Source organism: Asticcacaulis solisilvae, assembly GCF_017875235.1.
Taxonomy (GTDB): Bacteria; Pseudomonadota; Alphaproteobacteria; order Caulobacterales; family Caulobacteraceae; genus Asticcacaulis; species Asticcacaulis solisilvae_A.
The window spans coordinates 26,063-39,001 of record NZ_JAGGMI010000010.1 but is presented as its reverse complement, the minus strand read 5'-3'; the positions used below and the strand labels follow the sequence as shown (position 1 = coordinate 39,001).

11 protein-coding genes are annotated in these 12,939 nt (G+C 62.9%); 4 read left to right on the top strand and 7 right to left on the bottom strand.

The window, feature by feature from the left end:
• Positions 1 to 12: 12 nt before the first annotated feature.
• Genes lpxK through J2X24_RS15970 form a run of 4 tightly spaced genes read right to left on the bottom strand, consistent with a single transcriptional unit; the run spans position 13 to position 4,851 of the window.
• Entirely contained in the window at positions 13 to 1,014 is a 1,002-nt protein-coding gene (gene lpxK, locus J2X24_RS15985) for a tetraacyldisaccharide 4'-kinase (protein WP_209723918.1), read from the bottom strand.
• A gap of 2 nt (positions 1,015 to 1,016) precedes the next feature.
• Complete coding sequence (locus J2X24_RS15980; protein ID WP_209723916.1) at positions 1,017 to 2,285, bottom strand: 3-deoxy-D-manno-octulosonic acid transferase; 1,269 nt, start codon at positions 2,283 to 2,285, stop codon at positions 1,017 to 1,019.
• A complete protein-coding gene (locus tag J2X24_RS15975; protein ID WP_209723914.1) occupies positions 2,282 to 3,061 on the bottom strand; it encodes a lysophospholipid acyltransferase family protein in 780 nt (259 codons plus the stop codon). The genes J2X24_RS15980 and J2X24_RS15975 overlap by 4 nt, the downstream gene beginning before the upstream one ends.
• Entirely contained in the window at positions 3,058 to 4,851 is a 1,794-nt protein-coding gene (locus tag J2X24_RS15970) for an ABC transporter ATP-binding protein (RefSeq protein WP_209723912.1), read from the bottom strand. The genes J2X24_RS15975 and J2X24_RS15970 overlap by 4 nt, the downstream gene beginning before the upstream one ends.
• 238 nt (positions 4,852 to 5,089) lie before the next feature.
• Between J2X24_RS15970 and J2X24_RS15965 the strand changes: the two genes are divergently transcribed.
• Both J2X24_RS15965 and J2X24_RS15960 read left to right on the top strand, forming a co-directional pair.
• The gene (locus tag J2X24_RS15965) at positions 5,090 to 5,779 is read left to right on the top strand and encodes a protein tyrosine phosphatase (protein ID WP_209723910.1); all 690 of its coding nucleotides are present in this window, start codon (positions 5,090 to 5,092) and stop codon (positions 5,777 to 5,779) included.
• A complete protein-coding gene (locus tag J2X24_RS15960) occupies positions 5,779 to 6,282 on the top strand; it encodes a CYTH domain-containing protein (RefSeq protein WP_209723908.1) in 504 nt (167 codons plus the stop codon). Before J2X24_RS15965 ends, J2X24_RS15960 begins: the two co-directional genes overlap by 1 nt.
• Here the strand turns inward: J2X24_RS15960 and J2X24_RS15955 are convergent, their stop codons facing one another.
• From J2X24_RS15955 to J2X24_RS15945, 3 genes are read right to left on the bottom strand one after another with little or no spacing between them, the layout of a single operon-like run.
• The gene (locus tag J2X24_RS15955; protein ID WP_209723906.1) at positions 6,283 to 6,513 is read right to left on the bottom strand and encodes a DUF4170 domain-containing protein; all 231 of its coding nucleotides are present in this window, start codon (positions 6,511 to 6,513) and stop codon (positions 6,283 to 6,285) included. It lies immediately after the preceding gene.
• Between the two features lie 27 nt (positions 6,514 to 6,540).
• Positions 6,541 to 7,347, bottom strand: coding sequence for an inositol monophosphatase family protein (locus J2X24_RS15950; protein ID WP_209723905.1), 807 nt, complete (start codon positions 7,345 to 7,347; stop codon positions 6,541 to 6,543).
• Positions 7,347 to 8,720, bottom strand: a complete 1,374-nt coding sequence (locus tag J2X24_RS15945; RefSeq protein WP_209723903.1) for a TldD/PmbA family protein — start codon at positions 8,718 to 8,720, stop codon at positions 7,347 to 7,349. The genes J2X24_RS15950 and J2X24_RS15945 overlap by 1 nt, the downstream gene beginning before the upstream one ends.
• Positions 8,721 to 8,946: 226 nt before the next feature.
• Here J2X24_RS15945 and J2X24_RS15940 point away from each other — a divergent pair, with 226 nt between their 5' ends.
• Both J2X24_RS15940 and J2X24_RS15935 read left to right on the top strand, forming a co-directional pair.
• Positions 8,947 to 10,857: a putative bifunctional diguanylate cyclase/phosphodiesterase gene (locus J2X24_RS15940; RefSeq protein WP_209723901.1), complete on the top strand. Its 1,911-nt coding sequence runs from the start codon at positions 8,947 to 8,949 to the stop codon at positions 10,855 to 10,857.
• A 93-nt stretch (positions 10,858 to 10,950) separates the two neighbouring features.
• The gene (locus tag J2X24_RS15935) at positions 10,951 to 12,930 is read left to right on the top strand and encodes a putative bifunctional diguanylate cyclase/phosphodiesterase (RefSeq protein WP_209723898.1); all 1,980 of its coding nucleotides are present in this window, start codon (positions 10,951 to 10,953) and stop codon (positions 12,928 to 12,930) included.
• Positions 12,931 to 12,939 lie beyond the last annotated feature (9 nt).

Here is a 12,939-nt window from a genome sequence, read left to right as displayed (position 1 = left end):
TTTTCGAAAAGCCTATCGCTTGAAACCCGCCTTGTCGAGCGCCGTCAAAAGTGCGGATTTGAAACCCTCTTCGTCATCGAAGCGCGCGGCGATCGGTAACGGGGTAATGCGCGCACGCCAGGCGGGCGACAGCTTGATCCAGTCCTTTTCGGTGGTGATCAGCGGGGCGTCGCCGGCTTTGGCGGCCAACCGGTTCAGAGTATCCTCGGAGAGGGCGGCATGGTCGGGAAAGCCTTCGAAGCCCGCGATCGTCAGGCCAAGGGCTTTCAGCGTTGCTTCGAATTTCCATGGCTTGGCGATGCCGGCAAAGCCGTAGACCGGGCCGGTGAGAGCGGGGGGCTGCGGCACCAGCCGGGCCACGAAGACCGGCCGTGACGAAAGCAGGTCCAGCAGGCTCGCGTCAGGAGCCGAACCGTCCGGCATCCACAGGACGACGATATCGGCGCGCGCCAGGCCTTCGCCAAACGATTCGCGCAGGGGGCCATACGGACAGATGCCGCCGTCGCCGAATGGCCAGGCGCCGTTACGTGTATCGCCATCAACCACCAGCACGTGCAGATCCTTGGCGATCTGGAGGTTCTGGTGCGCATCATCGACAACGGCAATTTGTGTCTGGCCTTCCAGCGCTTTGAGGCCGGCGGCGCGGTCCTTGGCAATCATGAAGGGCGTGCGCCGGGCCAGCATCAGCGGTTCATCGCCGACCTCGGACGCCGTGTGGCTTGCCGGATCGACGCGTACCGGACCATCCAGCGTGCCGCCATAGCCTTTTGACAGGCCGACCGCGCCGTCGAGCAGGCGCAGGATCTCGGCGGTGATTGGCGTCTTGCCCGATCCGCCTAAGGTCAGGTTGCCGACGCTGATGACGAATAGCTTTGAGCGATAGGGCTTTGCCTTGGCGCGCTTGGCATCGTTGACGGCGCGCCACACGAGCGACAGCGGCCACAACGCCGGGCGCCACCACGGCGCGCCCTCTGCGCCGCGCTTGTACCACCATGCAGGGGTATTGAGCGCCATGATCAGGCGCCTTCCGGCAGGAGAGGCAAGAGTGCCTGCCACACGCGATCGAGTGTGCCGGCTTCGATCCGGCTGACTTCCAGCGCACGCGCGTTGGCCTCGGCTATGGCTTCGGGCGCGCGCAGCAGTTCACCGCTCAGGAAAGCCAGTTCGTCGGGACCCTGCACGCGCCAGCCACCGCCTGCGGTTAGCAGGGTGCCAAAGATGCCTTCCCAGTTGCTGATATCGTCGCCGGTGATGACGCTCTTGCCGAGGCGCGCGGCTTCAAGCGGATTGTGCCCGCCGATCCCGCTCAGGAAGCTGCCGCCCATGACGACCAAATCGGCCAACGAGAAGAAGAGGCCCAGTTCGCCCAGGGTATCGGCCAGATAGATCTGGGTCTCAGCGGTGATCGCCCCGCCCTGCGAGCGTTGCGCGACGGTGAAGCCCAGGGCTTCCATATCGAGCCGGATTTCGCTGGCCTTGATCGGATGGCGCGGCACCAGAATCAGCAGATCGCCACCGCGGATCTGGGATTCCAGGGCGCGAACGACAACATTGTCCTCGCCGTAGTGGGTGCTGGCGGCGACGATCGTCCGCCGGCCGGCAATGGCGTCCCGCAAGTTGGCCAGTTCCTTTGCATTGACGCTTAGCGGCGCGCCGACGGTCTTGAGATTGGCCTGGGCGCCCGGCGTGACCTGCATGGCGCGCAAACGTGCTTCGGAGGCGTCGTCCTGCGCCATGACGAGCGCGTAGCCCTTAAGCAGTTCAGTCATGCTGCGGCGAAAGGTCTGCCAGCCGCGATAGGTTTTTTCGGTGATGCGCGCGCTCAACAGCGCATGCGGAACGCGGCGCTGCGTCAGGCCTTGCAGCAGGTTCGGCCAGATATCGCTTTCGATGAAGATCGCCAGGCGTGGCCGCCAGTGATCGAGAAAGGATTCGACGGCCTGGGGCGTGTCGATCGGTGCATATTGATGGATGACGCCTTCGGGCAACCGCCGGCTCAGAATCTCGGCCGAGGTCGTGGTCGCCGTAGTGATCAGGAGGCCGAGGTCCGGCCGGTCGGTCCGCAGACGTTCAAGGATCGGAATGGCCGACAGGCTTTCACCGACGCTGACGCCGTGGATCCAGACGACGGGTATGTCGGGTCTGGCCTGCGTCGTCTGCCCCAGGCGTTCCATAAATCGCGCAGGATCTTCCTTGCCCTTGGCGACGCGGTCCTGCAGCAGTTTCGGCGCGAAAGCGTGAAAGGCCCGCGCCGCGCCGCGATAGACGGCTAAAGGCAACGTCATTGCCCGTCGTCCGTTTCGGCGTCCTGTTCGGCGCGCTGCTTTTCCTCCCAGCCGATCTGGCGGCCGCCGCCGGTGCCGCGTTTGGCGCCGGTCAGGTCGTCGGCGCGGTCGGTCGCTTCGTTGAGCGCGCGTTCTGCTTCCAGGCGCAGGCGTTCGAATTCCACCTCGTCGATCTTTGATGAGACCGCCGGCAGGACGCGCCACACCATGGCGCCGCGATTGAAGGGCAGGGGCAGGCGCATCCGGTCCCAGGTGTTGAACTCGACATAGTGTTTCGCCGATTGCCCAAGGCAGACCAGCACGGCGCCGCTCATTTGCGACAGCTTCAGGCTACCTTCGGTCATTGTGCGGGCAGGACCGCGCGGGCCGTCGGGCGTGGTCGCCACGCCCTTGCCATCGCGCAGCCAGCGCAGCATGTCGCGGAAGGCCTGGGCGCCGCGCTTGTCCTTGCCCGGATTGGACTTTTTGGCGGAGGAGCCGCGGATGGTGTAGCGGCCGAAATCGTCGGTGACCTTGGTGATGACGTCGCCGAACTTCGACGTCGAGCTGAGGACCGCGATAGGCTGGGCGTTTTCCAGCGGCCAACTCGAATGGCCGAAGTGCAGGCGCTCGTGCCAGAACATTAGCACCACCGGGGTGTCGCTGGCCCATACGGCCTCGACCTCGGCGCGGCCTTCGCTTTGCCAGCGCGTCGTGGCGTAGCAGAACTTCAGATAGGCTGAGATCAGGCTGCCGAGGATGTTTTGCAGCTTGCGGCGTTTCAGAAGCTCTTTCATGCCGCCTCCGGGGAGGTGCCAAGTTGCGCGGCGGCCAGACGACTGTAGAGCCCGCTCGCGCGCATCAGGCTGTCGTGCGTGCCGTGCTCGCGAATCTGGCCCTTGTCGAGAACCAGGATCAGGTCGCAGTTACGCACGGTCGACAGGCGATGGGCTACGACAAAAGTCGTGCGGCCCTTCATCAGGCGTTCCAACGCTTGTTGTACGAGCGCTTCGGACTCGGTGTCGAGCGCCGAAGTCGCTTCATCCAACAGCAGTAAAGGTGCGTTTTTCAAAAAGGCGCGGGCGATCGCAATCCGTTGTTTTTGCCCGCCGGACAGCTGTGAACCCGCTTCGCCCGCACGGGTGTTGTAACCTTGCGGCAGGCTGCGGATGAAGCCGTCGGCGGCGGCGTCGCGCGCGGCCTGCTCGATCTCGGCGGTCGTGGCGTCGGGGCGACCATAGGCGATGTTGGCGTGAATGGCATCATCGAACAGGAAAGGATCCTGCGTTACCAGGGCGATATTATCGCGTAGCGAGGCGAGTGAAATCTGGCGATGGTCGACGCCGTCGAAACGGATGGCGCCCGAACTGAGGTCAAAGAAGCGCGGGACCAGGTTGAGCAGGGTCGACTTGCCGGAGCCACTAGGGCCGACCAGGGCGATACTTTGCCCGGCCGAGACGTCGAAGCTGACCTCGTGCAGGACGGGGGCCTCGCCATAGGCAAAGCTGGCCTTGTCAAAGCTCAAACGGTTGAAGTCGCGGGGGAGTGCCACGGCATCGGCGGCCGAAGTGATTTCCGGCTTGATGTCCAACGCTGCGAACAGGCGTCGCGCCGCCGTCATGCCCTGGCTGAAAGTGCCTTGCAGGCCCGTCAACTGGCGAAGGGCCTGGCTGGCTATGCCGAGCGCCGTGACAAAGCCGAACAGGTCGCCTGCCGTGATGAAGCCGCCCTGCGCGCGCCAGCCAGCATAGGCCAAAAGCCCCGCCAGCAGCAGGCCCGTCAGCAGTTCGGTCGCCGGCGCGGCCATGGTCCGGGCATTGGCGCCCTTGATCATATATCCCTGGCGGCGGTCGATGACATCGCCGACGCGCGCCTCCTCGGCGGTTTCCTGGTTGCTGACCTTGACGACCTTGATGCCGTCCAGGCTTTCCATGATGGCGGTCGACAGGCTCGAGGTCTCGGCCATGGCGCCCTGCGCCGCCTTGCGCGTGCGCTTCAGGTACTTGCCCATGACCAGGCCGATGAGGGGCGCGATCAGGAGGACGGCCAGGGTCATGGTCCAGTCGAAATAGATCATGTTGGCGATGGCGCCGATGGCGATCAGGGTGCTCTGGACGTATTGCACCAGGCCGGTCGAGGCGGCGTCGCGCACCAGGTCGGCGTCGTAAAGCACCGATGACAGGTGCTGGCCGGAATGCGCCTTTTGCAAACGGCCAAGATCGGCGTGCACGAGGCGGGAAAACAGGTCGCGTTGGATATTGCCAACGAGACGATTGCCGACCGTATTGAGCGAGACCGTCAGGCCGCGCTGGCCGGCGAAGCGGATAATGACCGCGCCGATGGTGATCAGCGGGATCATCAGCATCGGATTGGCGACGATGGCGGCGACGATTTCGGCGGGCAGAAAATCCAGCGACTTGCCGGAGGAGGTGTGGAACAGCAGGTCCACGGCCGATCCCATCAGGACGCCGAACAGCGTGGTGGCCACGGCGACGACGACCGCGCAGACCAGGGCAATGCCGAGAAGACGCTTCTGTGCCGCGAGATACTGCGTCCATATCCGGCGGACGATCGCTTTCGCGGGCATCTCGACGGAAGACAGCGTATTTGGGGGCAGTGGTCTGGGTTCGAGCGGCATTCGGTCTGGCAAACGGTTTGTCAGTGTTTATATGGGTTTATGCGTCATTTCCGTAAGCCTGTCGCGCGCTTTTGTGTTAATGGCGGATTCCTTGCCGCTCAAGCGCCGCGGGGCTCCTCGCATAAGTTCGGGCGCACGTCGTGCTTGCCGAAGCTTACGCTTCGGAAAATTGTTTTTGAGGCCGTTTTTGAAGCTCTACCCCAAGAAATTTCGCCAGACCAAGTTTCCGACGGAGACCCGTTGGCAGCGTTTCGGCACCTATCTGCATTATTTGTGGGGTGACCACGCCTACCTGCGACTTGGCTTCACCAATGCCCACTGGATCGACGACAAGATGCTGCGAACCAACCAGCCGTGGCCGTTCCAGCTGGCGCAATGGAAGAACAAGGGCATCAAGACGGTCATAAACCTGCGTGGCGGTTTTGGATCGTTCTACTATCTCGAGAAGTATGCTTGCGAGAAGCTGGGCCTGAAGCTGGAGAATTTCGGGTTAACCTCGCGCAGCCTGCCAACGCGCGGCGAAATCTTCGCCGCCAAGGCCTTGTTCGACCGCATCGAATATCCGGCGCTGCTGCATTGCAAGTCGGGCGCCGACCGCGCCGGCATGATGAGCGTCCTTTACGCCCATTTGCACCTCGGCCAGCCGATCGAGCAGGCGCGTCAACAGTTGAGTTTTAAATACCTGCACATGAAATCGGGCCTGACCGGTGTGCTCGACTACCTGTTCGAAGTCTATCTGCGCGATATCGAACCGCGCGGCATCAGTTTCCTGGATTGGGTGGATAGTCCGGAATATGATCCCGTCCGCATCAAGGCCGATTTCAAGGCGTCATGGTGGGGCACGATGATGACCGAGAAATTGCTGAGGCGCGAATAATGCCGGTCGAAAACGAACGCAAATACGTGCTGGACATCGCCTTCGACGCGGGACATTTGAGGGGATGGACCAGGCACGACGTCCGCCAGGGCTATCTCGACGACGGTCCGCGCATCCGCCAGCGCGACGGCGACTACATCTTCACCTACAAAAAGTGGGCGCCGCAGGCGGGCGAACTGGTCGAGATCGAAACGGCCATTTCCGAAGACGATTTCAGCCTGCTATGGCCACTGTCCACCCAGCGCATCGTCAAGACGCGCTACGTTCTATTGACGGGTGAAGTCGAATGGGTGGTCGATTTCCTGCGCGACGAGAACGGCCAGGTCTATTTCGTCATGGCCGAGGCCGAACTGCCGCGCGGCCAGGCGGCGCCGGATCATATCCCGGCGGAGATCGCCGGCGGCATCATCCACGCGGTGGACGCCGCCGACAATCGTTTTACGAACAAGAAGCTGTCCAACAAGGGCTATGCGGCCGATCTGTATCGTCTGGCCGACGCCTGATCATTCTCCTTCGGTCGCTGGGTCGATCAGCTTGTGCGCATGGATGACGAAATAGCGCATCAGGGCGTTGTCGACGGTGGACTGTGCCTTGGTGCGCCACGCCTTGACGGCTTCGGCATTGTTCGGATAGGCGCCGACGAATTCGATCGCCTTCAGGTCCTTGAAGGTCGTGCCGTTCAGGTCCTGCAGTTCGCCGCCGATGACGAGGTGGAGAAGTTGCTTGTCGCTCATGGTATCACTCAAATAGTCAGGTATGTTTTAGGGGTTTTCCAGCGTCAGCAGGTGGGCGCAGCGCCGGATGATTTCCGGAAACAGCGCCGGACCGGAACAGATCAGGCTGGGTTTGAGGCTATCCTTGGCATTGAAACCGTAAGGATTTCCCAAATGATCGGAGACAACGGCGCCGGCCTCCTGGGCGATCAGGGTCGCGGCGGCCACATCCCAGTCGCGCTTGGGCGTCAGCGCCATGGTGAAGTCAGCGCGGCCGGCGGCCACGACGCACATGCGGTAGGCGACCGATGGACGTGACTGGACGCTGAGGCGCGGCCAGGTTTCCGGCCAGATGTCGCGGCTGAACAGGCGGGAATCGCCGACGACTTCGGCGTCCTCCAGGGTCTGGCGGTCGCGGGCGTGGACGGGCTGGTCGTTGAGCTTCGTGCCTTGGCCAGCCGCCGCGCTGAACAGTTCATGGGCGTCAGGCGCATAGACGACGGCCGCTATGGGGCGTCCGGCCTCGACAATGGCCAGGGCGATCGTCCAGTAGGGGCTGCCCTTCGACAGGCCCATGGTGCCGTCGATCGGGTCGAGCACGAAGGTCCGCGCGGCGTTAAGGCGTTCGGCATTGTCGGGCGATTCCTCGCTCTGCCAGCCATAGTCGGGGCGCGCCTCGAGCAACGCTTCCTTGAGCCAGAGATTGACCTCGGTATCGGCATTGGTGACGATGGACCCGTCGGCCTTGAAGCTGGTGATCAGGCCGTGCGCCTTGAGGTGCTGCGCCAGGGCGCCGGCGCGGCGCACCTTGTCTATGATCAGGTCAAGATCGGTGGCCGCCACGGCGCTTGCCATCACTTGCCACCGACGCTTAGAGAATCGATGAGGAGGCTGGGCGTATCCATTGTGCCGCGGATTTCCAGGTCGGAGGCCGGGACGAGGCGCTGGTACATGTCGATCAGGTTGCCGGCAACGGTGATTTCGTTGACCGGATACTGGATTTCGCCGTTTTCGAACCAGAAGCCGGAGGCGCCGGCCGACCAGTCACCGGTATCGGAATTGACGCTGGGGCCGAACATCGAGGTGACGATCACTCCCTTGCCGGCATCCTTCAACAGTTCGGCGCAGGACCTGGGCCCGGCCGAAAGCACGATATTGTGCGCGCCGACACCCGGAGGGCTGGCCAGGCCGCGCGAGGCGTGGCCCGTTGTCGTCATGCCTAACTGCCGTGCCGAAGCGGTGTTGAGCAGCCACGTCGTCAGGACGCCGTCCTCGATCAGGGACATGCGCCTGGTCGCCACACCCTCGTCGTCGAACAGGCAGGAGCCGAGGCCGCGCACGCGCAGCGGATCGTCGATCAGCTGGATGGACGGATGAAACAGTTGCTGGCCCAGCTTGTCCTTGAGGAAGCTGGAGCCACGCGCGATGGCCGTGCCGGAAATCGCGCCCAGGAGCTGGCCGATCAGCGACTTGGCGATGCGCTTGTCGAACAGGACCGGGGCCTTCTGGGTAGGTATTTTGCGCGCCCCCAGCGCCTTGATGGCGCGCTCGGCGGCGGTGGTGCCGATGTCGATGACGCTGGGCAGGTCCTCGACGAACCGTGTGCTGCGGCCTTCGCCGTCGCGTTCCATGGCGCCGTCTTCGCCGGTGGCGATAAAGCGACCGGACAGGAAGAACAGGCTGGTGTGGTGCGTCGCCCGAAAGCCACCCGAGGTCAGCATATGCCAGCAATTCTGGCTGTAACCGGTGGACGCCGCGTCGCCCTGCAGGCGGGAATCGACCTCGAGGCCGGCGGCTTCGATGGCCAGGGCCTGGTTCTGCAGGGTTTCGGCCGACAGGTGCGTGTCGTCATAAATCTGCAGACTGTCTTCCGAACCGCCGGAGCGGTAAAGGCAGGCTGGATCGGCGAGGCTGGCATAGGGATCGTCGGGCGCCAGGGACGCCATGACCACGGCGCGTTCGACCAGGCGGTCCAGGGTCTGGGGCGAGAATTCGGAGACCGAGACGACAGCCTGCTTCCGGCCGACGAACACCCGCAGACCCAGGTCGGCCGTCTCATCGCGTTCGACTGTTTCGAGTTCACCTTTGCGGATGCTGACGCTTAAGGATCGGCTTTCGGCGAATACCGCTTCGGCTGCGTCGGCGCCGCGCGCTTTCGCGGCTTCGATCACGTCGTTCAGGCGTTCGAAAGGCGTTCGGGAAACGGGCTTGCTTCGCGTTTGCAACATGAAATGGGTATAGGCCCGCCCGCCGTCACAAGGCAAGTCTCGTTTGTGACAAATTGATACGAACAGCCCGGGCTTTAACCACATCGCTTAGCATTGCGTTGACCGGCCAGCGGTTAAACCCATTACCCCTGTTTGTGTAGGCGTAGAGTTGGGTGTTCCTGTGTCGCAGTTGCCGTTCTCCATTGTGAGGCAGTTTACAATCGATTGTGCGCGGCTTGGCTCAGGGATGAAGGACTTAAGCAACAGGATCATCTGGCGCCAGCGGACCCGCCGCCCGGACAGCGCTGACGCGGCCGTGATGCGCCGTGAACTGGCGGCCACCATGCGGCCCGTCGTACGGGGCTATCTCTGGGCGCTCGTGGCCTACTATGTGGTCAATGGATTGACCTATCGCGTACCCGGCGACTGGGGCGTCGTGCCCGGGGCGGCCTTTGTTTCGGTCATCGCCGGGATGCTGCTACTGCGCTACACGCGGCAGACCCATTCCATGCGCCGGCTGATCGTGGCGGGCCATATCGCCAACTTCCTGCTGTTCTACAATACGGCCATAGACATCGCTGTCCTTTATGATCCACTCAAGCTGATCTACTTCGCCCTGATCCTGCCGATCTTCGCAATATCCGGCGTTTCGACGCGCGTCGTCCTGCCGGCCGCCCTGGTCAGTGTGACCACCTTCGCCATGATCGCCGCCGGACGCGAGCCCGGCCATATCGAACAATATGCCTGGATTGCGCTGACGGCGCTGATGACCGGCCTGTGCATGAGCGTCATCCTCAGGATCACCATCCTCAAGGCGGTCCGCGCCCGCGTCATGGCCGATCGCCATCGCGACGAAGCCTCGGCGCTGGCGCACAACGACGCCCTGACCGGCCTGCCCAACCGGCGGAGCTTTTTCGCTGAACTGGAAGAGCGCCTGCGCGTAGGCCAACCCTTCGATCTGGGACTGGTCGACCTGGATGGCTTCAAGCCCATCAACGACGTCTATGGCCATGCCGCCGGCGACGCCGTCCTGGTCGAGGTTGGCCACAGACTCCAGGCTGCCTGTCCCGACGACGCCATCATCGCGCGCCTGGGCGGCGATGAATTCGCACTGATCCTGCCGTCGCGCCGCGGCAAGGCCGAACTGCTGGCGCTGGGGCGCCAGATCTGTGGCAGCCTGCGCCAGCCGTTTCATCTCGGCGGCGCCACCGCCAGCCTGTCCGGATCGATCGGCGTGGTGCGCGCCGGCAGTGAAAAGGCCAGCGGAACGCAGCTTCTTGAACGCGCCGACTATGCCCTCTATCGCGCCAAGGCCAATGCCCGGGGCGAAATCGTCATATTCGACGCCCGTCACGAAGGCGAGATGCGCGATTTCAACCGCGTCGACACCGCCCTGCGCAATGGCGACCTGAACGCGGAAATGCATATCGTCTTCCAGCCGCAATACGACCTCCGGACCCAGCGGACGGTGGGATTCGAGGCCCTGGCGCGCTGGAACAGCCCGCAACTCGGTGCCGTCACGCCTGACGTCTTCATCCAGGCCGCCGAGCGGTCGGGCACGATCGGCAAGCTGACCGAAATCCTGCTGCGCAAGACGCTGACGGCCGTGCGCGAGTGGCCCGAAGACCTGTTCGTCACCTTCAACCTGTCGACGCGCGACCTGCATTCGTGGCGCGCCATCGAGGCCATCCGCGACATCGTGCTGTCGAGTGGCGTCGCCGCCAGTCGTATCGAATTCGAGATCACCGAAACGGCGATGATGACGGATTTCGACCAGGCATTGAAAGGATTGAATGCCTTGAAAGGGCTGGGTGTCAGGATCGCCCTCGACGATTTCGGCTCGGGTTTTTCCAGCTTCAGCTACCTGCACCGTCTGCCGATCGACACGCTGAAGATCGACCGGTCCTTCATCACCCAGATCGCCAGCAGCCAGACGCGGATGATCGTCAAGACCATGATCGACCTGTGCGGCAATCTGGGGCTGGAACACATTGTCGAAGGCGTCGAAACCGAGGCGGAGTGCGCGGCGCTGCGCGAAATCAATGCCCGCTATGTTCAGGGCTATCTGTTCGCGCGTCCAATGGGGCCGGATGCAATCCCAAGCTACCTGGCGGCCGAGCACAACGCGCAGCCTGAACCGCTTCGTCGGGCGGTATGACGGCAGATATGTAGAGTAGTCTACACAGGCATTAGGCTTTCTTTCAAGGATATCTGTTACACAACGTCAAGGAAACAAGGGGTTGGCAGAGCTGTGGGTGAACAAAAGGCGGAGCGCCCATGGCGCGGCCGGGTAAACCGGATCCTTGGCTTCTTTCGCAACCACGGCTTTGCGGCGCCGAAAGGGTTGACGCCGGCGGACGAATTCGATGCCATCGTGCCGATTGTCCGCACCTTCTGCCTGATCACGGGCGTCTATTACAGCATCGTCGTCTATAACCGTTTCCAGACGGAAACCGGCACCGATCTCGCCATCCTGCTGGCCTTGTCCATCATGAATTCGGCCGCCAGCTTCTTCTTCTATTTCCGTTACCTGCGGAACACGAAAAGCCTTCTGCGTCTTGATATCGCCAGTGCGACGGTCAATGCGCTGCTGCTTGTCAATCCGGTTATCTACCAGTTTCTCCACTACGATCCGCAGCGGCTGGTCTATTTCGCCTTCCTTGCCCTGATTTTTGGCGCCACCAGCGTGCGTCTGCGCGTCATGCTGCCGAGCTTCATAGCTACCCTGGCGGCCCTGATCGGCTTCGCCGTGACGAAGGGGACAATCGTCGGCAAGGACTCGGCGGTGCTGGCCATCCTGATCGTGCCGGTGGTGATGATGATCTCGCTGGTCGTGCGCAATACCCTGTTCCAGGCCATCCGCGCGCGCATCGTCGCGGAAAAACTGCACGCCGAGGCCTCGGCCATGGCGAACTGTGATGCCCTGACCGGCCTGCCCAATCGCCGCAGCTTCTTCCGGCAGATCGAGACCTGTCATGGCGCGCCTTTCGACCTGGCGCTGATCGATCTCGACGGCTTCAAGCCCGTCAATGACATCTACGGCCATTCGGTTGGGGATGAGCTGCTGATCCATGTTGCTCAGCGCCTGGGCGAACATTGCGGAGGCGATGGCTTCGCGGCGCGTATAGGCGGCGACGAATTCGCGGTTATTCTGCCCGGCAGCCGCTCCGACGGGGACCTGCAGGCGTTCGGCGCTACCTTGTGCGATCGCCTGCGTGAGACCTATCTCCTCGGTGGCGTGGCGGCCAATATCTCGGCCTCTGTGGGGTTTGTCCGCGCGGCCGACAGTCATTTGACCGCCTCGCAATTGCTGGAACGCGCCGACTATGCCCTCTATTTTGCCAAGCAGAATCTGCGTGGTGCGCCGGTCGTGTTCACTAAGGCGCATGAAGCGGAGATGCACGACTTCAGCATCGTCGACCAGTCCTTACGCGCGGCCGACCTGGACAGGGAGCTGTCCATCGTCTTCCAGCCGCAGGTTGATGCCATCGAGCGCCGGACGACCGGCTTTGAGGCCCTGGCGCGCTGGACGAGCCCGCAACTGGGCGATGTCGGCCCCGACGTCTTCATCAAGGCGGCGGAACGGTCCGGCCTGATCACCCACGTCACGCTTATCCTGCTTGAAAAGGCGCTGGCCCAGGTGTCCGCGTGGCCGTCGCACGTGCGTGTCTCGTTCAACCTGTCGGCGCGCGACCTGCGGTCAAGCCTTTCGATCAACAATATCCGCGAAGCTGTGAAACGATCGGGCGTCGATCCGCGCCGTATCGAGTTCGAAATCACCGAAACGGCGATGCTGACCGACTTCGAGCAGGCCTGTGACGCCCTGTTGCAACTGAAGGGCATGGGCTGCCGAATCGCAATCGACGACTTCGGCTCGGGCTATTCCAGCTTCAGCTACATCCACCGCCTGCCCGTCGATAAAATCAAGATCGACCGCAGCTTCGTGACACAGCTGGTGAAGAACAACACCGCGGTCAAGATCATCAAGACGATTGTCGACCTGTGCCGCAACCTGAACCTCGACTGTGTCATCGAAGGCGTCGAGACCGAGCGCGAACTTAGCCAACTGTTGCAGGTGAAGGCGCGCTTTATCCAGGGCTTCCTGTTCTCGCGGCCGATGCCGGCGGGAGAGGTCGGCGGCTATCTGCGGAGGGAAACGGCACAGGCAGACGTTCGGCCCCCGGATACGCAAAAAGAAACGGCCCGAACGGAAATTCGGGCCGCGGGGTAATTGTGGTTG